Here is a 22,789-nt window from a genome sequence, read left to right as displayed (position 1 = left end):
ATTATCCCTCCACTGCTCGTCCACGCTGAGGAAACAAGCCCCGTGGTCGTTTCTGGATAAACAAAATGATGAAGACCAATACCAGTATTTTTGCCAGTACCGCCCCCGCCCAAGGCTCCAGTACCTTGTTGAAAATACCGAGACTCAATCCAGCAACCAAGGTGCCCCATAAATTACCAACGCCACCAAACACCACGACCATGAACGAGTCGATGATGTAGCTTTGCCCCATATTCGGCCCGACATTGGTCAACTGGGACAGCGCTACACCAGCTACACCGGCAACCCCCGAGCCCAAACCGAACGTCATCGCATCAACCCATTCAGAACGCACCCCCATTGCCCGCGCCATCGCGCGATTTTGGGAAACAGCACGAACCTGAAGTCCGAGCGAGGTTTTCTTGAGAACAAATACCAAGGCTGCAAACACCAGCAAGCAAAAGATGATGATATAAAGGCGGTTATAGGTGAGAGAGAGCATTGGGTTAATTTCCAGCATCCCGCTCATCCAATCTGGTGTTACTACTGAACGATTTAGCGGGGAGAAGATGCTTCGTACCGCCTGCTGCAAAATCAGGCTGATACCAAATGTTGCCAGCAGAGTTTCCAGCGGTCTGCCATACAAAAACCGGATCACGCCACGTTCAATGGCGACACCGACCAATCCGGCGACAACAAATGCTGCAGGGATCGAGAGAATCAGAGACAATCCGATATGATTCGGCATCAGTTGCTGCATCACATAGGTCGTGTAGGCCCCTAGCATGATCAGCTCGCCGTGGGCCATGTTGATCACTCCCATTACGCCAAAGGTGATCGCCAGACCTATTCCGGCCAGTGCCAGCACAGAGCCCAGACTCAAACCAAAATAGAGCGTCTCTGCCGTGTTATAGATCCGCTGACTTTGCTGGTACGCAGCAATCGCACGTTCAATATTGGCAATAAATAGGGCATCGCCATTGCTTTTAGCCAGTTCCAAATCAAGCGCTTGACTCAGGGAACGAAAGGCAACTAGTTCTAATGAGTTACTCAGAACATTTAGCGCGGCCTGACGTTCCTCGGCAGCATCAGACTTGATATTGGCAATCGCCAGTCCCAGCGCCAGCACCTCTTTCACCGCCTCTGACGATTCGTCCTGATAAGTACTCAAAACAAGGGATTGGACGGTCTCACTTGTATTGCCCAGCAAGCTCTTGGCAGCCTGTAACCTTAAAGTCTCACTCTCAGCGTTCAAATCTAACTGGGCAATGCCAAGACGGATCGCAGTGCGCAGCCGATTATTCAAGGCTACTTTCTTATAGTCGCGCTTGTTACTAATCACATGTTCAACAGATTGATCCCGGGCAATACTGCCAGTTATGGCGTACGCTGACTTATTTATGGCCAGTTCAGTGATCAAAAACAGCTGCTTGCTCTTGCGTTGATAATAAATTTGGCCATCAAGCAAGCCCGCCAAAATCAACTTCACCGCAGGATGATGAGATTTAACCAACCATTCAACAGCTTGCTGTTTTTTAGTGAAGTTACGTTGTGACAACCGTGTCTCGACATCAGAAAAAGACGAAACACCGTTGCTGTCTGCTGCTATCGAAGCGGAGGAAAAAATAAATAAAACCAAACCCAGCAAAGTCGCTGGTACGAGTTTATATAAGTGCGCTACCATCGTCGGTAAACACCATGTGTTTTTTGTCATATCGGTACTCATCCAGAAAACCAGTTGAATACGTCTCCGCACCTGCCTAACCTCAAATGCAGAGTCCGTACAGTTCTACTGCATCAAACTGGTTTATTACTTAGCGCCAGCACACTTACCTGTGGCGACATTGAAGCTGCCGCACTCAAGCGGTTTGAGCCAACTTGCAAAAAGATCTTTTGAGCCAGGAAGGAAATTTGACCAGGCATCTCCTGCGACAACGCCGGTGGTTTCCCATACCACTTCAAACTGGCCATCGTTCTGGATCTCCCCCAGCAGTACTGGTTTGGTAATATGGTGGTTTGGCATCATGGTTGCGTAGCCGCCAGACAGGTTGGGGACAGTCACACCAATAATGGCTTGCTGAATAGCCTCGGAGTCGGTCGTACCGGCTTTTTTAGCCGCTTCTACCCACATATTGAAACCGATATAACTTGCTTCCATCGGATCGTTCGACACTCGATCTTCATCTTTGATGAATTTCTGCCACTTTTCGACAAACTCTGCATTTTCGTCGGTATCGACACTCATGAAATAATTCCATGCAGCCAGATGTCCAACCAAAGGAGAGGTATCCATCCCTGACAGTTCTTCCTCACCGACAGAAAACGCCACCACAGGAATATCTTCGGCAGATACCCCCTGTGCCCCTAGTTCTTTATAAAATGGTACATTGGCATCACCATTAATGGTTGAAACCACCGCAGTTTTCTTACCTTTCGCACCGAATTTCTTGATATCAGAGACAATAGACTGCCAGTCAGAGTGGCCAAAAGGGGTGTAATTGATCATGATATCGCTCTTGGCTACACCTTTAGATTCCAGGTAGGCCTCAAGGATTTTATTGGTGGTTCGGGGATAAACATAGTCAGTACCGGCCAATACCCAGCGCTCGACTTCCAGCTCGTTCATCAGGTAGTCAACAGCCGGGATCGCCTGCTGGTTGGGTGCAGCACCGGTATAGAAGACATTCTTGGAAGACTCTTCCCCTTCGTATTGCACCGGGTAAAATAGCAGGCTGTTGAGTTCCTCAAATACCGGCAACATCGACTTGCGCGACACCGATGTCCAACCGCCGAAGACTACATCTACTTTTTCCTTTTCAATCAGTTCCCGGGCCTTTTCAGCAAATAATGGCCAATTTGATGCCGGATCGACCACAACAGCTTCCAGCTTTTTGCCCAGAACACCACCTTTTTTGTTCTGCTCCTCAACCAGCATCAAAATGGTATCTTTCAAGGTGGTTTCACTGATTGCCATGGTGCCCGAAAGGGAATGCAGTACCCCAACCTTAATCGTGTCTTGCGCCGCCATGGCATTGAATGACAAGGCCAGTGATACAGCTACGCCGGCAAATGTACTCTTAAACATCTTGGATGACATATTAAATAGCTCCTTGTGAATAACCATTCCAACAGGAGCAAACATCAGGCCAAAATAACAATCATTTCGAATTAGAGAAGATAATACTGGCAAATCAATGAATTATATTGAACTGCAACTATTACAGTTACAATTTGGTGCAGTAAAAATAGGTTAATATGGTGCAACGATTCTTCTCCATGCACCATGCTGGAACTTTCGCACACATGGTAAGACACTATCGTGCATTGTTTGCCCGCTCTATATTAGAGGCTTAATTGTAACTCTCTGAATACGCTATAATTCACATCAGTACACTAGGAAGACTCCAGACACTGCTGGCTGTACAATGAATGAGCGAACAAATTCGCAATATGAACTAAAACACTTTTCTTAAGTCAGACAATGCATTATTTATTGTTTGACTGTTTGTTTTACAAGGACATTGCCAATCTATGCTAACGTCGACTTTCCAACGCCTTAATACTTTCCTGGACAGCCAGGTTATTGGTCAGCCCGATCTCGTTAAACAGCTATTAATCGCCCTGCTTGCCGATGGTCATATATTAGTCGAAGGACCGCCGGGGCTTGCCAAAACCCGTGCAGTAAAGGTGTTGTCTGACTGTATCGAAGGTAGTTTTCACCGTATTCAGTTCACACCCGATTTGCTGCCATCCGATCTGACTGGTACCGATGTCTTCCGTCCAGAAACCGGCGAGTTTACCTTCCAGCCGGGGCCTATCTTTAACGCCTTGGTACTGGCAGACGAAATCAACCGAGCTCCGGCCAAAGTTCAGGCCGCCATGCTCGAAGCAATGGCAGAAAAACAAATTACGGCGGGCAGAGAAACCTACGCCCTTCCCGAACTATTTCTGGTGATGGCGACGCAAAACCCGATCGAGCAGGAAGGAACCTACCCACTTCCCGAAGCCCAGTTAGACCGTTTTCTGCTGCAGCTTAACGTTGACTATCCAGATGCAGACAGTGAGCTGGCAATCCTGCGCCTAAATCGCGGGGAAGCAATGGGCATCGACAAGCCAGAGTCAGTACAAGTCAGCCAGCGCGAGATTTTCTCGGCACGCCAAGAGGTGCTGAAGATCCACATGGCCGAGGAAGTCGAACACTATATCATCCGCCTGACGATGGCGACCCGCCAACCAGAACGCTACAGCGACCAACTCGCCAGCTGGTTACAGCTCGGGGTAAGCCCTCGTGCAACACTGGCCCTGGACCGCTGTGCCCGCGCCCATGCCTGGCTGTGCGGCCGTGACTTTGTCACCCCCGAGGATGTCCAGCAAATGGCCTATCCAGTATTGCGCCATCGCCTGTTGCTAAGCTATGAAGCACAGGCCGAGGGCATTGCTGCCGATACCATCATCAGCCAGCTTATCGCACAGGTAGCCTGCGCATGACCGAAACACCCGTAACATCATCTATGACACCACCGATGACACCGTCTCTGCCGCCACACAGTGATGGGGTTGACCTGTACCTGGCTGAACTGCTGCATTACAAAAACCAGTCTGTACGCTGGTTACCGCCGGCACAAAGCGTGTGGTCGCAGCTAAATGGCCAGCATATGAGCCGTAAGAAAGGCCGGGGAATGAACTTTTCGGAAGTTCGCCCCTACCAAGCCGGCGACGATATTCGGGCCATCGACTGGCGTGTGACGGCCAGAACAGGAAAAACCCATACCAAACTGTTTACCGAAGAGCGCGAACAGCCAGTGATGTTGCTGGTTGATCTTGGCACCAGCATGAAGTTTGGCTCTCAGCTGTTACTGAAATCAGTTCAGGCGGCGCATTTTGCCAGCCTGCTCAGCTGGCTGGCTGTCAGCGAGCAAGACCGGATTGGTGCCATTATCTATACCGGCACCAAATTGATCGAATGCAAACCGACAGCCCGTCAACAAGGGCCGCTGCGAATTATTAATGCATTGATTGATGCCCACCAAAGCACCGAAGATGAGCAAGAGCCGCTGTCTTTTTCTGCCGCCCTGAAGCACCTTCACCACTTATGCCCCAAAGGCAGCGAGATTGTTGTACTCAGTGATTTCTATCAGCTAGCTGAAACAGACAAACGTCGTTTAAGTCAACTTCGACAGCATAATCGCATTCAGTTTGTCCAGATCCACGATCCGCTTGAACAAGGACAGACCGCCTTCAAAGGCACCGAACATGTTGCAGACAGCAAACAATCGGTCTGGCTAGATTTTTCAGCCAAGAAAACCCGCGAAAAACTGAGCGAACAATACCTAGGGCACCAACAGTTCATTCACGACATGGCCTTGAGCCTAGCCATTCCACTTCATCAAGTATCGGCAGCGCTGCCCCTGATGCAGCAACTCGGAGGTATAGAGAAATACCATGGCTGATCAAATGACGCCTAATAATATCGCGGCATCACTGCCTCTGGCAGATGTCCACCTATCAACCGTGCCCGGTTTCTGGCCGTTATCCTGGGGATGGTGGCTTTGTATTGCAGCCACTGTTATGACCCTGCTCGTTCTCATTGTCAAAACCAGGCAGCACCTGATACAGCAAAAGGCACGCAAGGAAGCCTTACGGCGACTAAAGAGCCTTAATAAGCCAGAACAGCTTAACGAAATAAACCTGCTGCTGCGCCAAACGGCAATGACCTATTTCTCCCGCCAACATGTTGCAAGCCTGACCGGTGAGCAGTGGCTGTCGTTTCTTGACCATCAACTGGCAGAAAAGCATCGCGGCTTTGTTGCCCTCTCGGGTGATTGGCAGCAAGGACTGTTCTCTTCGCGTGTAGTAGAGCAACATGCATTTAACACATGCTACCAGCAAGCAAAACTATGGTTAGCAAAAGCTAGGTTGCCTGCCAATGGTCAGCACCTGCCTGTGGTTACGGAGGCCGATGATGTTTGAGTTTTCCTGGCTTTGGGCATGGTTGCTACTGCCTCTTCCGTTCTTTGTCTATCGCTTTTCCAAACCTGCCGTGCAACCGGTAGCAATCCGCCTGCCCAAACTTCCCGAAGGGATTGGGCAGCAGCAACCTGATACTCGATGGCGAAAAGTAACTATGGCGCTGGCATGGTGCTGCCTGCTAGGCGCCCTTGCGCGTCCTGTTTGGTATGGCGATCCTATCGAAATCAACCCGGAACACCGGGATATGCTATTAGCCGTCGATCTATCTGGATCGATGTCAATCGAAGACATGGTGACATCAGGAGGCAATAACATTGATCGCCTGACTGCGGTCAAGCAAGTACTGAATGACTTTATCGACAAGCGCAAAGGCGACCGCCTCGGTCTGGTTTTGTTTGCCAACCATGCCTACCTGCAAACACCACTGACATTCGACCGCAACACCGTACAGGAGCAGCTCGGCCGCACCGTACTGGGTCTGATTGGCCAAAGCACGGCTATTGGTGAAGGACTCGGCATTGCTACCAAAACCTTTATTAACAGCGAAGCTCCTCAGCGGGTGATCATTTTGCTCAGTGACGGGGCCAATACGGCCGGCGTAATCGATCCGGCAGAGGCGGCAGAGCTGGCCTCCCGGAGTAACGTCACCATCTATACCGTCGGTGTCGGGGCCGAAGAGATGCAGCAACGCTCTTTCTTCTCGACCCGTACCGTTAACCCCTCTCAGGATTTGGACGAAAAAATGCTGGCTGACATAGCCAATATGACCGGTGGCCAGTACTTTCGGGCCCGAAATCCACAAGAGCTTGAAAATATCTATCAGTTAATTGATCAAATGGAACCTATCAACACTGCGCAGCAAACCTGGCGTCCGCGACAGGAACTATTCCGCTATCCATTGGCAATCGCCCTGCTTCTCTCTCTTGTCATTGCATTATTGAGGAGACATCATGGCTGATTTTACCTTTCTTCATCCGCTGTGGTTGATCGCCATACTCCCACTAAGCTTGTTACTACCCTGGTTAAAGGGTAAACAACACAATCACGGCCTGATAGCCCCTCACCTTGCCGAAAAGCTGGGTCTTGGCCAACAACAAGCCTCAACAGGCTTTGTCCCTATGCTAGGCTTCTGCTGGCTGCTCACCGTTATTGCCCTGGCCGGTCCCAGCTGGGAAAAAACCAGCTTGCCAGCCTACAGTATCTCGGGGGCCCGTGTTCTGGTAATGGATATGTCCCGCTCTATGTATGCGACAGACATAACACCAAACCGCCTGACCCAAGCCCGATACAAGGCTCTGGATATATTACCCGGCTGGAAGGAAGGCAGTACTGGTCTGGTTACCTATGCCGCTGACGGCTATGTTGTCAGCCCGCTTACACAAGACAGCAATACGCTATCGAGCCTGATCCCACACCTATCACCGGAAATAATGCCGCTCCAAGGCAGTAATGCCGCAGCCGGTATTGAAGAAGCCATCAACTTGCTCAAACAAGCCGGCCACCGACAGGGAGACATTATTCTGGTCACCGACGGCTTAAGTGACAAAGAGTCATCAAGCACCAGCGCCTTATTGGCTGATACCCGTTACCGACTCTCTATTCTGGCAGTCGGTACCCGTCAGGGTGCGCCAGTTAGAATGCCCGATGGCAGGTTGCTGACCAACAGTCAGGGAGAGACCGTTGTCGCCAAAGTTGAACTTGATACTCTGCTGCCTTTGGTTAAGCAAACTGGCGGTCAGCTGCAACTCTCTCAAGTAACCAACCGCGATGTTGATAGCCTAGTAGCAGCAACGGCCAAACCAAAAGAAAATGCTAACAAAGAGAAGGAAAAGGAGCTGGTAGAACGAGTGAACAACGGTTTCTGGCTGCTCATTCCTTTGATCGTCTTATCCTTGTTTGGCTTTCGCCGTGGCATAGTTATCGCGGCAATGCTGGTGTTTATGCCTGTCGATCATGCATTCGCCTCGCCATGGAAAAATCAAGATCAGCTGGGCTACGATGCTTTCCACCAGGAGAATTACGAATCGGCTGCCGAGCAGTTTTCCTCCCCCCAGTGGAAAGGCGTTGCACAGTATAAGGCAGGAAACTACCAGCAAGCGATTGAAACACTTAAGCCCCTTGGCGATCTCACGTCCCGATATAACCTTGGCAATGCCTACGCCAGATCCGGTGAGTTCGAAAAAGCGATCGATAGCTATCAATCTGTTCTCGATGAAGACAGCCAACATGCAGACGCCAAGAAAAATATCGAGTTAGTGAAACTGGCTCTAGAGCAACAGCAGTCTGAAGAAAACAAAAGCGACAGCCAGGATCCCTCCTCAGACGATCAACAAAAGAGCCAACAACCACAAAACGAGCAAAACGAGCAAAACGAGCAAAACGAGCAAAACGAGCAAAACGAGGATGACAATGAAGCTCAGGAGTCGCAAGAGGCTGACGAAAGTGAGCAGGCTAACGAGCAACAATCACAAACGGATCAAAACGCCCAAAAACAGTCAGAGCAGCAGCCCGCCTCTCAACCACAAAGCAAGAGCCAGAAAGATGACCAGAAAGATGACAAGCAGCAGGATGAAGCCCAGCAAATAAAAGCAGGCCAAGCGCAGGAAGATGTTCAGGACAACGAGAAAAAACAGCAGGCCAAGCAGTCAGTGAGCCGTCAACAACCTCATGACGCCCTCTCAGCCAGTGATCCGGTACTAAAAAAACTGGAGCAGGTACCTGATGATACCAGTGCATTGATCCGTGCCCAGTTGATGCTGCAGGCACGTCAGAAACAAGCTCCTCAGGTAACTGAGAATTCATGGTAAGACTTAAGATGGATATGATGAAGAATAACCTCACAGCCCGTACAGGCTTGCATCGCCGTTTAAAGCGGTATATCTGGAGCCTGATTGCCCTGCTGGCACTCATGCAATCGTCATTTGTCTATGCTGCACAGGCCGTTGCAACAGTCTCCAAAAACATTGTTGCAGTAAATGAAGTCTTCCAGCTAACCATTTCGATTGATGACAACGTTAGTACCAATGCGTTGGATTTATCACCGCTTGAAGAAAATTTCAGCTTAGGTCGACCAAACGTCAGCAGCGGCACGACGATGATCAATGGTGCCATCACTCGCAGTACCGAATGGAAAGTCGCCCTGGCGACAAAAGAGATCGGGGAATTTACGATTCCTAGCTTTCGTATCGGCGCGACAACAACCGAACCAATCGAGATCTCCTCACTAAAAAACAGCAACGCAACCAAAAGCCAAAACACTAGCCAACCAGATATCAGAGTCGATTTCGACATCGACAAAGACCAGCTATATGTGGGTGAAAGTATCCGCTATACAGTCCGGATCCGAATTGGCGAGCAAATGAGCCAAGCAACATTGATCGCACCATCAGGTGATGGCCTGGAAGTAAAGCAGGTTGGCGATGATCGTCAAACCGAACCCGTTTTAAATGGACGTCGCTATCTAGTTATTACCCGTGACTATCAAATCACAGCCGGCAAAGCTGGATCAATCCTATTGCGTGGTGCCGAGTTCAGGGGCAACGTTGTCAAAAGCGGTCGAGGCTTTGGATCGACCCTACGGATCCCAGTCGAAAAACAAACTGGAGACCTTAAACTTAGTGTCAGAGATAAACCTGCAAGCTATCAAGGCCTGTGGCTTCCGACCCAGGACTTGCAGCTGGAACAACAGTGGCAGCCAGATAGCAAAGAAATCCGAGTCGGGGATCCTCTAACCAGAACCATTACTTTGCAAATAAAAAATGCCGAGCAAAGCAGCCTGCCAAATCTGACATTGCAATACCCTGACAAAGTAAAGGTCTATGATGAAAAGCCGGTGTACAGCACTGTCAACGGCTATACCGTGATGACACTCAAACAGGTGATCCTGCCACGTGAACAAGGCGAGCTTAGCCTACCGGCGCTGTCAATCAACTGGTGGAACACAGAAACCAGTAAACAGGAGACAAGTCATATCGATGGACTGAAGGTAACTGTACTGCCTGGCGACAGCATCAATAACAATATAAATCTACCGTTGCTCTCCGAACCGACCCCTGCAACAAACAATAGCGAAATGACTGGCACAACAGAGGTGCAAGTTGTCACTGACTCAGGCTACTGGCCTTGGCTAACCGCCTTCTTTGCTGGACTGTGGATAATAACAACCGCATTATGGTTAAAAGCCCGAGCATCACAGAAAGCGCCTCTGGTAAGCAGTAGCAGTCAATCAACCACAGACATTGCACCGCTTGAGGGGATGAAACAAGCTATCAAAGATAATCATCCAATCAAAGTACAGGCCTACTATCAGCAATGGTCACAGAAGAATCCGGATCACCCTCAACAGGAACAGCTACGCCAGGCAGTGCATGTAATGATGACGGCGTATTTCAGCAAACAGCCTGAAAAATGGGATAGCACCGCGCTAATGAGCCTGGTTCAGGGTACAGGCCAAGCGGGAAAGATAACGGGAAAAGCTAGTGCGAAAGTCTCCGCTCTAACCCCCTTAGTACCTAGTAAATAATCGAGTTATCTTTACATAACCGATACAACAAAAGAAGCTCACCCGTAACGTGAGCTTCTTTTTTAACATTTTCGAATGTCGCCCCTGCCATTTGTTAACGTTTCTATTCTGCCAAATCCTGCCCCCAAAGTAACATACCGTACCAGGCTAAAAGAATGTTAATGGTGAGTTAACCGAAAGTTTATCGAAAGAAAGGTGGAAAAATATCGTATTTCCTGTTAAAAAATGTTTCGAGAGCATTATATAATCCTTCCACACATATAATAAAATTATGCAGGACGTAATATGAATCAGACACAACCCTTTTTAGCCCGAGTCGCGAGTGGGAGCCTGGTGATCCAGATCCTCATCGGTATCGTCGCCGGTATCCTTATCGCATCCGTTTCTCCTGAGTCTGCTGTTAAAGTTGGCTTCCTTGGAGGACTGTTCGTCAGTGCCCTGAAAGCAGTCGCACCGATCCTTGTCTTCATTCTGGTCGCATCTTCTATTGCCAACCAGAAGAAAGGCGCCCACACCAACATGAGACCAATCATTATTCTGTACCTTTTCGGTACACTAATGGCTGCACTTACTGCTGTTACTATGAGTTTTCTTTTCCCGACCACTTTAACTCTGGTAGCAAGTGCAACAGGCGCAACTCCACCTGAAGGCATTACTGAAGTATTGAACACGCTGCTGTTTAAGGTTGTCGATAACCCAGTAAATGCACTGATGACAGGTAACTTCATCGGTATTCTTGCGTGGGCTATCGCTCTAGGTTTTGCTCTGCACCAGGCAAGTGATGCGACCAAGCAAGTTTTCCATGATGTTTCTAACGGCATCACGCTCATTGTTCGCTTTGTGATCCGTCTGGCACCAATCGGCATCTTTGGTCTGGTTGCTAATACGTTTGCAGAAACAGGCTTCGCAGCACTTGCAAGCTACGGCCACCTGCTGGGTGTGCTGCTAGGTTCTATGCTAATCATTGCATTGGTAGTTAACCCGCTTATCGTCTTCTACAAGACTAAAGAGAATCCATATCCACTCGTATTTCGTTGTATTCGCGAAAGTGGCATTACTGCATTCTTCACGCGCAGCTCAGCAGCTAACATTCCTGTGAACATGCAACTATGTAAGAACCTGGATCTGCATGAAGATACTTACTCAGTATCAATTCCTCTGGGTGCAACAATCAACATGGCCGGTGCAGCAATCACTATCACCGTTCTAACGCTTGCAGCCGTGCACACTATGGGTGTTCAGGTTGATGTGGCAACAGCGGTACTGCTAAGTGTGGTTGCAGCGGTATCTGCATGTGGTGCATCAGGCGTTGCTGGTGGTTCCCTACTATTGATCCCGCTGGCTTGTAGCCTGTTTGGTATTCCAAATGATGTAGCAATGCAGGTTGTTGCTGTTGGCTTCATCATCGGTGTTATCCAGGATTCAGCAGAAACAGCACTGAACAGCTCGACTGACGTTCTCTTTACTGCTGCAGCATGTAAGGCTGAAGAAGCAAAGATGGCTTCGACTGAGACAGCGCAGTCTTAAGCTATCATTAACAGCACAACAAAAAGAGGCAGCCATCTGGCTGCCTCTTTTTTGAATTTCGATTCGATATTGAAAGCCCAAAAGTGCTGGTAATAACAGTTACCAGCCTTTCCACACTTACTTACTCAAATCTTCAAACTGCTCAGTTAATTCACTGGCCTTTTCAGAAACCTGATCGGTTGCTGTTTCAAGCATGTCCTGAACTTCTTCCATCGGACGCGAATTAACGGCATCTTCAATTTGATCTTTGTAGCTCACACCAATATAAATACCGATACCAATCAACGCTACCATAATATATTTCAACATCTATTTTTCTCATTTATTTGATATATACCAAGTCACACAATTATACGTTACGAGTTAGCTCGTTCGCTATCATAAATCTTAAGTGGAGTGATGATAATTCATATATTTATGACTTAGACACATTAATACGACACATAAAAAAAACAGCCTCTAACGAGGCCGCTTTTCCAAAAATTCAGTGACTATTTTGCAAGGCTGATCAATGATTTTCCAAGCAACCACTCAAGTTCTTTGCCACTTTCGCCGCCAAAGCGCTCCTGACATAGCCCGTATAATCGTTCTATACCATGTTTGGCAAACTCATTAGTCAATTCCGAAGAAGCAATATGATGGAAAAGCAAACGCAGTGTCGCTCGGAACTTTTCATCATCAAGCGCAGCTAACCAGCTAGTTACGAAGCCATCCAGGCCATTATCCAAATCAAGCTTCTCTACAAAAAGGCGAAAAATACGGCCATCAAGAGCTTTGGCGAAATCCTGCTTCTTTGGAAAGTGATGACTAATACCCGTACGGGAAATACCAGTCTGCTTGCTCAGGGTGGTATATGACATTTTGTCATATCCCAAGGTCAAAATTTGATCAACCACAGCATCCATAATCGTCTGGATGGTAATCTCTGTATCTTCTTTACTACGCTTTGGCATAATGAGTTGACTCTATATTTATTACATCAACAAAAATTCCATCGGATTACGCCGATGGCATGTTGTAACAGTTCTGATTGTTAATATGCTAGCAGTATTACAAAATGCTATCCTGTTAACTAGTATTCTTACTGGTTTTTTTTATATTTCAAGCCTTAATATAAAGCTCAGACTCAAAAATCCAACCAAGTCACGCATCAGATTAATTTCGCATAAGCCACCACCCCCACACTCATCAAAGTGCATAAGTAATAACTAATTGTACTCTATATTCAAAATATCACGATGGCTGCCAATAATATTAAAAAACAATAAGTTACGCCACAACTCATTCGTAATTTGCTTTTCTGACGGAAAAAAATCATACACATGTTTAAATTTTGTGCTTAAATTTTTTCTGGATAGATGTTTTATTTGACAAGTTCCCGTCTATTTTCATACTTAATTACAGGAGTTTAATGGATAATAGACACTTGACGGACCAGTAGGAAAACATTTAGTTTAACAAGACGATAACATCAACAAGGACGAGACTATGACTTTACCTCTGCCCAAGGATCGCTTAAGGGAAACTCTCATGAAGCAGCCTCTACCTAATGAAATGATTTTGAAGTGGGCAGAAGAGCGCCCGGACGAGGTTTACCTTCGCCAAATTATCGACCGTCAGTTTGTCGACTATACCTATGCTCAAGTTGCAGACAAGGCGCTAAGTCTGGTTACTGCGCTGCGAAGCATGGGGATTCAGCCGGGAGATCGCGTTGCGTTAATGTCTAAAAACTGTGCTGAATGGTTTATTACCGACTTGGCATTAATGCTGGGGAGCTATATCAGTGTTCCTATTTTCCCGACAGCAGGACCGGAAACTGTCGACCACTGTATCTCTCATAGCGAATCCAAAGCGCTTCTCATCGGCAAGCTAGATGACAGCAAAGCGATTAACGCCGTGCTGAAAGATCATCCGGATTTACCTACGATTTCTTTCTCATACCCAAGCGCTCCCCCATGCAAGTTCGAGTTTGACACTTTAGTTGCTGACAGTAAGCCTTCCGAAGAGCGTCCGGAGCACAAGCCCGACGATCTGATGTCAATTGTTTACACATCAGGTACTTCAGGATTGCCTAAAGGTGCCATGCTAACCTATGGCGCTTTTGCCTGGTCTTCCCAGAGGATCATTGACCATATCGGTATGCAAGATGACGAGAGGCTATTTTCTTACTTACCGCTAGCTCACATCACTGAGCGCGTGTATATCTTCGGTTCTTCCGTCATGGCCGGAATGCCAGTTGCTTTCCCAGAATCTCTTGACACCTTTGTCGAGGATATGAAAATGCACCGCCCGACGCTGTTCATTTCAGTCCCTCGCCTATGGACACTGTTCCAGCAGCGCATTCTTGAAAAGCTGCCGCAAACCAAGCTAAACATATTACTCAAAATCCCATTTATCTCTGGGGTTATCAAGCGCAAGCTGGCCGATGGTCTCGGCTTGGACAAAGCACGGGTTCTCGGTTGTGGCTCTGCACCGGTTTCAGCCGGATTATTACGCTGGTATGAAAACATCGGCCTCAATATCACTGAGGCGTGGGGTATGACAGAGTCTTTCGCCTACAGCACAATCAACCACCCATTCCGTAGCGACAAAATCGGTACTGTCGGCAATGCCGGCCCCGGCATCGAAATAAAGATCGCAGCTGACGAAGAGATCTTAGTTCGCGGTGACGGCATGTTCTCCGGTTACTACAAAAATGAAAAGGCCAGCAAAGCATCCTTTGACAAAGATGGCTGGCTTCATACCGGTGATATCGGCTTTATCGATGACGAAGGCTATCTGTCGATTCAGGGGCGTAAAAACGATACTTTCAAAACAGCCAAAGGTAAGTTTGTTGCACCGGTACCAATTGAAAAACGCCTGTTTGAACTGAGTAATATCGAGATGATGTGCGTCGTCGGCTCGGGGATGCCAGGGCCAATTTTATTAGCGATTCCACATGAGTTTCCTAATTTTGACCATGCACGCTATGAGCGTAAAGCCCATCAGGTTATTGAGACAATCAACAAAGAGTTGGAGTCTCATGCCAAAATTAAGGGTGTGCTTATGGTGAAAGAACCGTGGAGCATTGAAAACGGTATTCTGACACCAACATTAAAAATCAAACGTCACCTGCTTGAGAAAAAATACCATGATGTAGGTGCTCATTGGCCGAAAGACAAACTGGTTCAGTGGGAAGAGTAAGTTCTCCTAATCAACCTGAAACCATTAAGACACACCATAACCGCCTGAATTAACAGGCGGTTATTTTATTCACAGTCGTTTTCTTCATAAGTAATAACCGAAACAATCGCTCCGCCAGGATCTGAAATGGCACACATTCGGCCAACACCGGGAACATCCATTGGTGGGTATACCGCTTTCCCACCAGACAGCTCAGCCTGCGCTAATATTGCATCAACATCATCAACAGTAATATACGTTCCCCAATAATTTGGCATTTTACTGAACTCTTGCGGCTTTGCCATAATCCCACCAACAGGTTCTCCCCCCGTTTTCAAAACATAATAGACCCCTTCTTGCATCTGCATCGCTTCCACTTCCCACCCAATAACATCGGTGTAAAAAGCAATGGCTTTCTCGGGATCATCCGTCACTAGCTCTGACCAGCTAAATGCTCCGTGCTGTTTAAATAGATTACTCATTCTCTGCTCCTTCTTCTTGCTACAACTACTTACGTAGATTGGTATAACAATAGTCGAAAACATCAACGCCTCTGTCTTATCAAGCATACTCTTCAGTCGTTTTTTCTTTATCTTCACTCTCACTTGAATTCATAATTAAGCTGTAGCATTCTGATTTATAAACAAATAAAGCGCTATAATGAGAAAATCGATGGTGGAAGCAAGCTTACGACAGGCATTAAATGCCTATAACAGCACGAATCGAATGCACTATCCGCTTAAGGGCCATCACGTATCTAACCTTGAAGCCGTTGAGTATTACCTCTCCAAAGCGATACCCTACCTTCCGAACCATTTGGGCTTAGCTCTGACCATTGCCAACATGCAGAGTTTCCGAGGCGAGATCACCAAAGCACTGCATAGTTACCATGACTGCCTAGCTACCGCCCGTTCTGATACTGAACGAAGCAAGGCTCTTACCTATTTGACGGTTTGGTATCACTATGAGGGTAAGCACCTGCGAGTCGAGCACTACCTCAAGGAGCTCCGACATATCAGTTATAAAGACGAGACCAATGTTAGAGCACTGCTAAAAATTATCGTTACAATATTGTCAGCACCTAAATTGCCTGAAGAGAAAGCTGCCGTATTGCCACCAAATAGCGTTGTACCATACCTAGAACCTTCAGCACGCCACGCTATCATTGCTCTCGGCTATATGCTCAATGACGACGGCTCGATGGCTCCTCTCCTTATCCAGCGACTTGAACTAACACTTCAGCTTGCTTACCGTCATACCGATAGCCTAATTATTGTCACAGGAGGGCTCGCCAAGCAGGGAAAAACAGAGTCACAGCAAATGAAGGGCTGGCTAATAGAGCGTGGTGTTAAGCCGGAAAGGATTATTGAAGAAGATCAGGCAACCAATACCATCGACAACGCCAAACTAAGTCTGGCGCTACTCAAACAGCATAAAATTCAATCTGCAACACTCATCAGTGCCTCGATCCATGTCCACCGCTCACATATTTTGTTTGAAACCCTACAAAGAGATATCGATTTTCACCCTATCAAATTCAATCATCTTGCCGTAAAAGATGGATTATCGAACTGCAGTGTTCCGACAGGCCAAATCAGGCGAAATTGCTATATCGATGCGCTGAGGGGATTCGGGTTACCGGCATTTAACTGTGAGCCACTGGTTCAGATATAGCTTTGAGGCAAAAAGCTACCCGCAATTCGCCATCGACGGTCGGCCCAACGCTAACAACTTTTAACGATAACCCCCCGGCATAGATAAACTGGCCGGGGCTTTTTAAAAAATAAGGATGTACTGTGGATTAATATTCCACAACAAGGGTATTTAGTGCTTTGGCTCTTACTGCTTCAACCATTGCCACCAATCCCTGACTCCGGGTCGGAGTCAAATAATGGTGTAACTGCATATCATCAAAGAAACCATGGATATCAAATTCTAAAATGGCCTCCGCTGTTTTACCTTCGTAAACCATAAACACCATTGCCATTAACCCTTTCACCAAGCTGGCATCACTGTCACCCGTGAAGCCGAACTCACCACGAGAGTTAATAGTAATTTTAACCCACACTTGACTCTGGCAGCCATGGATCACGGTATCAGAAGTTTTATCTTCGTCAATCATAGTGGGTTGTTGATTGCCCAAATGGATAATATAGAGATAACGTTCTTCCCAGTCATCGCAGCTTAATAGGTTACGCTTGATCTTTTCACTGTTCATATCGACCGCAATCAAATTAATACGAGCTAAATTACTCGGCATTTCTTTTATTCCTATGCATTTTGCAATAACTTCTGAATATGACGTAGGGCATGTACCAGCTTCGCTATATCATCTGACGTGTTGTACATAGCAAGGGATACCCGACACATCGCTTTAACCCCATAACGTTGCATCAATGGCATTGCGCAATGATGACCCGTTCGAATCGCGATTCCATAACGATCAAGAAAAGCACCCACATCAAATGCATGATGCTTCCCTAAATTAAAAGCAATCACCCCTACCCGGCTTTCAGCATGACCATAAATGCACACCTCAGGAATATTGCGTAATGCTTCCAGCACCATCTGAGTTAGCTTATTCTCATGTACTGAGATCTGTTCAAAACCTACCCGCTTGAGATAACGTAAGGCCGCACCTAATCCCATAATGCCGGTAATATTTGGTGTTCCCGCTTCGAACAGCCACGGCGCGGCATTGAATTCAGTCCCTTTATACAAGTCGACAGACTGGATCATTGAGCCACCACCTTGCCAAGGTTGCATGTTCTGCAATAAATCATGCTTAGCATACAACACCCCTGTGCCTGTCGGGCCATAAACCTTATGGCCCGAGAATGCATAAAAGTCACATCCGAGTTGTTTCACATCGACTTTTTGATGCATCACGGCTTGGGCACCATCAACCAGAAAGCGCACTCTCGCCCGGTTTGAAACACCACTATCGCCAGAGCTTGCCCCCCGCTCTAAAGCGGTATTATGACGATCAATAATATCGGCAATAGCCCGGATCGGATTAACGGTACCCAGTACGTTCGACACATGACACACGGCTACCAACACTGTTCGTTCCGATAACAAGCAAACCAAGCTATCAAGACTGAGTTCACCGTTATCACTGACTGGCCAAACTTTGATGTTCAGTTGCATCGCTTCCGCCAACATTTGCCACGGCACGATATTGGCGTGATGATCCATCTCGCTGACAATAATTTCATCACCGGATTTAAAATTGATACGGCCATAGCTATTGGCGACCAAATTAATGGCCTCGGTCGTCCCCGAGGTAAAGACAATCTCTTCTCGCTGACTTGCGCCTATAAATTGGCATACCTGCTGGCGAACGGTCTCCATGTTTGAGGTAGCTTCAGCGCTTAAGTGATGAACCCCACGATGAACCGACGCATACTCGTTTTGATAGAAATCATTGATCCGCTCAATCACCTCCAACGGTTTCTGAGCACTGGCTGCACTGTCGAGATACACCAATGGTTTCTCGTTCACATGCTGCTTTAATAAAGGAAAATCACTCTTAACCTGAGCAATAGAAATACCGTGACGACTCATAGCGCCAACCTCTCTGCTATACGATCTTTAAGCCAGACGGCCAGGGTGTCATGATCATCACTATGGGTAAGCACCTTGTGCTGATCGACGACGTCAAAAGCAAAAGCTTGGGTTAGCACATGCTTGGCCGCTGCCTTACTCATTCCCCTCGCCTGCATATAGCCCAATTGCTCTGGGTCAATAGACCCCGTCGTTGCACCATGGCTACATTTCACATCGTCGGCGTATATCTCAAGCTTGGGTTTGCTGAATACTTGCGACTGTTCGCCAAGCAATAAATTACGGTTGTCCATTTGACCATCTGTTTTTATTGCTCCCTTGGACACTAAAATCATGCCGTCAAAAATCCCTTTACCTTGATCGCTAGCAATCACTTTATGCAGTTGCTCACTTCGACAGTATGGGAGGCAATGCTCGGTATATGTACGCGAATCAAACACATCCTGCTGTTTGGGCAACACCAAACTGTTCATCGCCAAATACGCATTGTCACCTTTAAAGCGCGCGCTCGTTTGGTGACGGCAACACTGCCCCTGAAGGAAATACACATGGCTCACCGCACTTGCATCATGTCCCATATGTATATCGTTATGGGCAAAGTGAACATGGTGGCTATTCTCTTCAACTATTTTAATGTGCTGAAGCTTGGCATTGGACGCAACATTCACCGTTAGGCGGGATCCTGTCGATGCACTTATTTTTGCGGATTCAGAAACGTCCGAGGAATTCGAAAAAACCTCAGTATCAGAAAGGGAAACATAATGCTCAATCAATTCGGCCTGTGCATGCATAGCAAGATGAAAGTGATGACGGTAATGAGCGGCTGCATGGGGCTTGCAGGTATGTAAATGCAGCAAATAGATTGGCTGCACTAGCTGTGCGCCTTTACGAACCCGAATGTATACACCATCCTGTGCTAGCGCCTCACTCATTTGGCTAACAAAATCTGTTGCAATTCCCTGGTCTATATCTCTTCTCTGATCGGTGTTCCAACTATCCATTGGCATCACAGATAATGATTCCGAACTCACGATCTTAGAGTGTTCAGTACGATAGGCACCATCGACAAACACCAAGAGGTTGGCATTAAGCGGAATAGATAACTGCAAGATCTTGGCATCCAAGTAATCATCAATGCCCATTACTCGATTAGCCCAGCACCTTGATGGCTGAATCATTAAGTTTAAAGGCGTATATTTCCAATCTTCATGCTTATTTGTCGGAATGCCTTTCTCTGCCAACTGCTTCCATTGTGATTGCTGAAATTGCGACCTTTCCCCTAACGCCAAATAAAGAGATTTAAGACCAGAGTCATCGATGTGATTATATTTGGGCAGCTTTCCCTTATACATTTGTTTATTCTGCATCAATGAGCCATCCATAACCTTTTTCCTCAATCTCACAAGCTAATGAGTGGTCACCTGACTTAATGATCTTGCCCTGATATAACACGTGAACATAATCGGGCTCGATATAATCTAAAATACGCTGGTAATGGGTAACAATAATAAATGCACGCTTACCATCTCTTAAGCTATTTACGCCATTCGTCACCGTCTTAAGTGCGTCGACATCCAGACCAGAATCAGTCTCATCCAAAATACAGAGATCCGGCTCTAGTACTGCCATCTGCAAAATATCATTACGTTTTTTTTCACCACCGGAGAAACCAACATTTACTGAGCGGTTGAGCAAATCTTGCGGCATCTGTAGCAACGCAATCTTACCCTTTACATAATGATTAAAATCAAACTGATCTAATGCAGGAAGTTCGCAATATTTACGCACAGCATTAAGCGCCGTTTGCAAAAAAAACTTATTACTCACCCCAGGAATTTCAACCGGATACTGGAAGGCTAGAAAAATGCCCTCCCCCGCACGTTCATGCGACTCAAAGTCGTTAATATCTTTATTCTTGAACAGGATATTACCAGCCGTCACTTCGTATTCTTCACGGCCAGCCAGTGTACTGGATAACGTACTTTTACCGGATCCGTTAGGGCCCATAATGGCATGCACCTCGCCGGAATTAACCGTTAGGTTTATCCCTTTGAGAATGTCTGTGCCTTCAACCGACACATGGAGATTATTAATCTTTAACATAGTATTTCTCCGTCAGCCGACACTGTGTTCGAGGCTGATCGATAACAATTTTTGAGCTTCAACCGCAAACTCCAACGGCAGCTCAACAAAAACATTCTTACAAAAGCCATTCACAATCATTGAGATCGCATCGTCTTCACTGATCCCACGTTGCAAGCAGTAAAATAGCTGGTCATCACCAATCTTGGAGGTTGTCGCCTCATGCTCTATATGCGCACTATTATTCCTAGCTTCGACATAGGGAAAAGTATGCGCCCCACAGAGATCGCCAATCAGCATGGAGTCACACTGGGTGAAATTACGGGCATTCTTGGCTTCCGGCGTAGCATGCACCAGCCCTCGGTAGGTATTCTGGCTTCGCCCTGCCGAAATTCCCTTGGAGATAATGGTCGATCGGGTATTGTTGCCAATGTGGATCATCTTGGTGCCGGTATCCGCCTGCTGAATGCCGTTAGTTAATGCCACCGAGAAAAATTCCCCAATCGAGTTATCCCCCTTGAGGATCACACTGGGGTATTTCCAGGTAATCGCAGAACCGGTTTCAGACTGGGTCCATGACATCTTGGCATTGCGTCCCTCGCACACTGCGCGCTTAGTGACGAAATTAAGGATGCCTCCTTCGCTATCTTCTTCACCAGAGAACCAATTTTGCAACGTGGAATATTTCACCTCGGCATCATCGAGTACAATCACCTCCACCACGGCGGCATGAAGCTGGTAACTATCTCGCACCGGCGCAGAGCACCCTTCGATATAGCTAACGTAGGCACCTTTATCCGCAATTAATATCGTCCGTTCAAATTGACCCGTTTTGGCTTCGTTTATACGAAAATAGGTCGATAGCTCACGCGGACAATGCACACCGGGCGGAATATAAACAAAGGTGCCATCAGAGGCGACGGCTGCATTTAACGCAGCAAAGAAGTTATCTTCCGGCGGTACGACGGAGCCCAGATACTGCTGAACAAGCTCAGGGAATTGGTGGATGGCCTCGCTGAAAGAACAAAAGATAATACCGAGATCTTGCAGCTCGTCCCGGTAAGTGGTGGCAACGGAGACCGAATCGAAAATGGCATCGACTGCAATTCCGTTTTTATTTTCTCGCGTCGGGACGCCCAGCAAATCAAACGCCGCTTCCACATCATCAGTAAGAAACGAGGCATCTTTGCCAGCCGCAGAATCCTCTTCATCGTTTGTATTACATGAACCGCACTGAGGAGCCGAGTAATAACTATATTGCTGATAGTCGAGCGGGGTATAATCAGCCTTCAACCAATGAGGCTCTGGCATCTGCTGCCAGATCTCGAACGCCTTCAATCGAAACGCCAGCATCCACTCCGGTTCGTTACGCTTGGCAGAGATAAGCCGAACGACTTGCTCATTGAGCCCTTTGGCAATCTTGTCGACATTGAGCTGGGTATAAAAACCTTCCTTGTAACTGGCCTTTTCCACCCACTCTTTAACGTCGGCTTGTATATCTACACTCATGATCCCGGCCTTTAGACAGAAAAGCTTTCGCCACAACCACAGGCCATTTTGACTCTGGGATTATTGTATTTAAATGTGTGATTGATACCTTCACGCACATAATCGACTTCTGTGCCATCAACGAAGGGCATCGCTTCTTTATCGACAAACAGACAGCTGTCGCCATGACGATACTGCAGATCAGAGTCAACCACCGACACTACTAAATCGAGCTGATACGAAAAGCCCACACACCCCGACGGCCGAATCGACAAACGTAGTCCGAGAGCATGATTAGCACGCATTAAAGTTACGATTTGCTTTGCCGCAGCCGAGGTCAATTGCACCCCTTGCCAAGGTTCACTGTCGATATCAAATGCCTGTACAGATCTATTTTCTTGTTCCATAACCTGCCTCACAACACCTTTTTGTAGGACAAAATTAACGGTAATGATAACTATTATCACCGGTTGTTCAAGCAATATTTCGAAG

The 22,789-nt window shown here is 47.2% G+C and carries 20 protein-coding genes; 9 read left to right on the top strand and 11 right to left on the bottom strand.

What is annotated here, in order from left to right; all coding sequences use genetic code 11:
• Window position 1: 1 nt before the first annotated feature.
• Complete coding sequence (gene urtB / locus EDI28_RS16160) at window positions 2–1,693, bottom strand: urea ABC transporter permease subunit UrtB (protein WP_128784914.1); 1,692 nt, start codon at window positions 1,691–1,693, stop codon at window positions 2–4.
• Between the two features lie 96 nt (window positions 1,694–1,789).
• A complete protein-coding gene (urtA, locus tag EDI28_RS16155; protein WP_233353427.1) occupies window positions 1,790–3,064 on the bottom strand; it encodes an urea ABC transporter substrate-binding protein in 1,275 nt (424 codons plus the stop codon).
• Between the two features lie 446 nt (window positions 3,065–3,510).
• On the opposite strand from urtA, the gene EDI28_RS16150 reads away from it, so the two are divergent.
• The 7 genes from EDI28_RS16150 to sstT all read left to right on the top strand — a co-directional run bounded on the left by EDI28_RS16150 (window position 3,511) and on the right by sstT (window position 11,998).
• A complete protein-coding gene (locus EDI28_RS16150; protein ID WP_128784912.1) occupies window positions 3,511–4,467 on the top strand; it encodes an AAA family ATPase in 957 nt (318 codons plus the stop codon).
• Between the two features lie 23 nt (window positions 4,468–4,490).
• Entirely contained in the window at window positions 4,491–5,429 is a 939-nt protein-coding gene (locus EDI28_RS16145) for a DUF58 domain-containing protein (protein WP_128784976.1), read from the top strand.
• Complete coding sequence (locus EDI28_RS16140) at window positions 5,422–5,949, top strand: DUF4381 domain-containing protein (protein ID WP_128784911.1); 528 nt, start codon at window positions 5,422–5,424, stop codon at window positions 5,947–5,949. The genes EDI28_RS16145 and EDI28_RS16140 overlap by 8 nt, the downstream gene beginning before the upstream one ends.
• A complete protein-coding gene (locus EDI28_RS16135) occupies window positions 5,942–6,907 on the top strand; it encodes a vWA domain-containing protein (RefSeq protein ID WP_128784975.1) in 966 nt (321 codons plus the stop codon). Before EDI28_RS16140 ends, EDI28_RS16135 begins: the two co-directional genes overlap by 8 nt.
• Complete coding sequence (locus EDI28_RS16130; protein ID WP_128784910.1) at window positions 6,900–8,756, top strand: vWA domain-containing protein; 1,857 nt, start codon at window positions 6,900–6,902, stop codon at window positions 8,754–8,756. Before EDI28_RS16135 ends, EDI28_RS16130 begins: the two co-directional genes overlap by 8 nt.
• Window positions 8,750–10,471: a BatD family protein gene (locus tag EDI28_RS16125; protein ID WP_233353408.1), complete on the top strand. Its 1,722-nt coding sequence runs from the start codon at window positions 8,750–8,752 to the stop codon at window positions 10,469–10,471. Before EDI28_RS16130 ends, EDI28_RS16125 begins: the two co-directional genes overlap by 7 nt.
• Before the next feature lie 285 nt (window positions 10,472–10,756).
• The gene (gene sstT / locus EDI28_RS16120) at window positions 10,757–11,998 is read left to right on the top strand and encodes a serine/threonine transporter SstT (RefSeq protein ID WP_128784909.1); all 1,242 of its coding nucleotides are present in this window, start codon (window positions 10,757–10,759) and stop codon (window positions 11,996–11,998) included.
• A 117-nt stretch (window positions 11,999–12,115) separates the two neighbouring features.
• Here the strand turns inward: sstT and EDI28_RS16115 are convergent, their stop codons facing one another.
• Both EDI28_RS16115 and EDI28_RS16110 read right to left on the bottom strand, forming a co-directional pair.
• Window positions 12,116–12,307: a YtxH domain-containing protein gene (locus EDI28_RS16115; RefSeq protein WP_128784908.1), complete on the bottom strand. Its 192-nt coding sequence runs from the start codon at window positions 12,305–12,307 to the stop codon at window positions 12,116–12,118.
• Between the two features lie 182 nt (window positions 12,308–12,489).
• The gene (locus EDI28_RS16110; RefSeq protein WP_128784907.1) at window positions 12,490–12,951 is read right to left on the bottom strand and encodes a TetR family transcriptional regulator; all 462 of its coding nucleotides are present in this window, start codon (window positions 12,949–12,951) and stop codon (window positions 12,490–12,492) included.
• 577 nt (window positions 12,952–13,528) lie between these two features.
• On the opposite strand from EDI28_RS16110, the gene EDI28_RS16105 reads away from it, so the two are divergent.
• Window positions 13,529–15,181 carry an AMP-binding protein gene (locus EDI28_RS16105; RefSeq protein ID WP_233353406.1) on the top strand — a complete coding sequence of 551 codons (1,653 nt, stop codon included), beginning with the start codon at window positions 13,529–13,531 and terminating at the stop codon, window positions 15,179–15,181.
• 65 nt (window positions 15,182–15,246) lie between these two features.
• Here the strand turns inward: EDI28_RS16105 and EDI28_RS16100 are convergent, their stop codons facing one another.
• Complete coding sequence (locus EDI28_RS16100) at window positions 15,247–15,642, bottom strand: VOC family protein (RefSeq protein WP_128784905.1); 396 nt, start codon at window positions 15,640–15,642, stop codon at window positions 15,247–15,249.
• Window positions 15,643–15,820: 178 nt separating this feature from the next.
• Here EDI28_RS16100 and EDI28_RS16095 point away from each other — a divergent pair, with 178 nt between their 5' ends.
• Window positions 15,821–16,834, top strand: a complete 1,014-nt coding sequence (locus tag EDI28_RS16095; protein ID WP_128784904.1) for a YdcF family protein — start codon at window positions 15,821–15,823, stop codon at window positions 16,832–16,834.
• A gap of 127 nt (window positions 16,835–16,961) precedes the next feature.
• On the opposite strand, the gene sufE is transcribed toward EDI28_RS16095, so the two are convergent.
• Genes sufE through EDI28_RS16065 form a run of 6 tightly spaced genes read right to left on the bottom strand, consistent with a single transcriptional unit; the run spans window position 16,962 to window position 22,704 of the window.
• Window positions 16,962–17,420, bottom strand: a complete 459-nt coding sequence (gene sufE, locus EDI28_RS16090; protein ID WP_199287447.1) for a cysteine desulfuration protein SufE — start codon at window positions 17,418–17,420, stop codon at window positions 16,962–16,964.
• 11 nt (window positions 17,421–17,431) lie between these two features.
• Window positions 17,432–18,727: an aminotransferase class V-fold PLP-dependent enzyme gene (locus EDI28_RS16085; RefSeq protein ID WP_128784903.1), complete on the bottom strand. Its 1,296-nt coding sequence runs from the start codon at window positions 18,725–18,727 to the stop codon at window positions 17,432–17,434.
• On the bottom strand, window positions 18,724–20,109 hold the full coding sequence (locus EDI28_RS16080) for a SufD family Fe-S cluster assembly protein (RefSeq protein ID WP_128784902.1): 1,386 nt from the start codon (window positions 20,107–20,109) through the stop codon (window positions 18,724–18,726). The genes EDI28_RS16085 and EDI28_RS16080 overlap by 4 nt, the downstream gene beginning before the upstream one ends.
• Window positions 20,084–20,830, bottom strand: a complete 747-nt coding sequence (sufC, locus tag EDI28_RS16075) for a Fe-S cluster assembly ATPase SufC (protein ID WP_128784901.1) — start codon at window positions 20,828–20,830, stop codon at window positions 20,084–20,086. Before sufC ends, EDI28_RS16080 begins: the two co-directional genes overlap by 26 nt.
• A 12-nt stretch (window positions 20,831–20,842) precedes the next feature.
• Window positions 20,843–22,318 carry a Fe-S cluster assembly protein SufB gene (gene sufB / locus EDI28_RS16070; protein ID WP_164918576.1) on the bottom strand — a complete coding sequence of 492 codons (1,476 nt, stop codon included), beginning with the start codon at window positions 22,316–22,318 and terminating at the stop codon, window positions 20,843–20,845.
• 11 nt (window positions 22,319–22,329) lie between these two features.
• Complete coding sequence (locus tag EDI28_RS16065) at window positions 22,330–22,704, bottom strand: iron-sulfur cluster assembly accessory protein (protein WP_128784900.1); 375 nt, start codon at window positions 22,702–22,704, stop codon at window positions 22,330–22,332.
• Window positions 22,705–22,789 lie beyond the last annotated feature (85 nt).

This window comes from Photobacterium chitinilyticum (assembly GCF_004104355.1).
GTDB classification, from domain to species: domain Bacteria; phylum Pseudomonadota; class Gammaproteobacteria; order Enterobacterales; family Vibrionaceae; genus Photobacterium; species Photobacterium chitinilyticum.
Note: the sequence above shows the minus strand (reverse complement) of the source record. Positions and strands in the feature narration are given on the sequence as shown.

Bases quoted from the DNA above. Each gene is read 5' to 3' on its own strand.
- urtB (WP_128784914.1), bottom strand. From the start codon at position 1,693: ATGACAAAAAACACATGGTGTTTACCGACGATGGTAGCGCACTTATAT.
- urtA (WP_233353427.1), bottom strand. From the start codon at position 3,064: ATGTTTAAGAGTACATTTGCCGGCGTAGCTGTATCACTGGCCTTGTCA.
- EDI28_RS16150 (WP_128784912.1), top strand. From the start codon at position 3,511: ATGCTAACGTCGACTTTCCAACGCCTTAATACTTTCCTGGACAGCCAG.
- EDI28_RS16145 (WP_128784976.1), top strand. From the start codon at position 4,491: ATGACACCACCGATGACACCGTCTCTGCCGCCACACAGTGATGGGGTT.
- EDI28_RS16140 (WP_128784911.1), top strand. From the start codon at position 5,422: ATGGCTGATCAAATGACGCCTAATAATATCGCGGCATCACTGCCTCTG.
- EDI28_RS16135 (WP_128784975.1), top strand. From the start codon at position 5,942: ATGTTTGAGTTTTCCTGGCTTTGGGCATGGTTGCTACTGCCTCTTCCG.
- EDI28_RS16130 (WP_128784910.1), top strand. From the start codon at position 6,900: ATGGCTGATTTTACCTTTCTTCATCCGCTGTGGTTGATCGCCATACTC.
- EDI28_RS16125 (WP_233353408.1), top strand. From the start codon at position 8,750: ATGGTAAGACTTAAGATGGATATGATGAAGAATAACCTCACAGCCCGT.
- sstT (WP_128784909.1), top strand. From the start codon at position 10,757: ATGAATCAGACACAACCCTTTTTAGCCCGAGTCGCGAGTGGGAGCCTG.
- EDI28_RS16115 (WP_128784908.1), bottom strand. From the start codon at position 12,307: ATGTTGAAATATATTATGGTAGCGTTGATTGGTATCGGTATTTATATT.
- EDI28_RS16110 (WP_128784907.1), bottom strand. From the start codon at position 12,951: ATGCCAAAGCGTAGTAAAGAAGATACAGAGATTACCATCCAGACGATT.
- EDI28_RS16105 (WP_233353406.1), top strand. From the start codon at position 13,529: ATGAAGCAGCCTCTACCTAATGAAATGATTTTGAAGTGGGCAGAAGAG.
- EDI28_RS16100 (WP_128784905.1), bottom strand. From the start codon at position 15,642: ATGAGTAATCTATTTAAACAGCACGGAGCATTTAGCTGGTCAGAGCTA.
- EDI28_RS16095 (WP_128784904.1), top strand. From the start codon at position 15,821: ATGAGAAAATCGATGGTGGAAGCAAGCTTACGACAGGCATTAAATGCC.
- sufE (WP_199287447.1), bottom strand. From the start codon at position 17,420: ATGCCGAGTAATTTAGCTCGTATTAATTTGATTGCGGTCGATATGAAC.
- EDI28_RS16085 (WP_128784903.1), bottom strand. From the start codon at position 18,727: ATGAGTCGTCACGGTATTTCTATTGCTCAGGTTAAGAGTGATTTTCCT.
- EDI28_RS16080 (WP_128784902.1), bottom strand. From the start codon at position 20,109: ATGGATGGCTCATTGATGCAGAATAAACAAATGTATAAGGGAAAGCTG.
- sufC (WP_128784901.1), bottom strand. From the start codon at position 20,830: ATGTTAAAGATTAATAATCTCCATGTGTCGGTTGAAGGCACAGACATT.
- sufB (WP_164918576.1), bottom strand. From the start codon at position 22,318: ATGAGTGTAGATATACAAGCCGACGTTAAAGAGTGGGTGGAAAAGGCC.
- EDI28_RS16065 (WP_128784900.1), bottom strand. From the start codon at position 22,704: ATGGAACAAGAAAATAGATCTGTACAGGCATTTGATATCGACAGTGAA.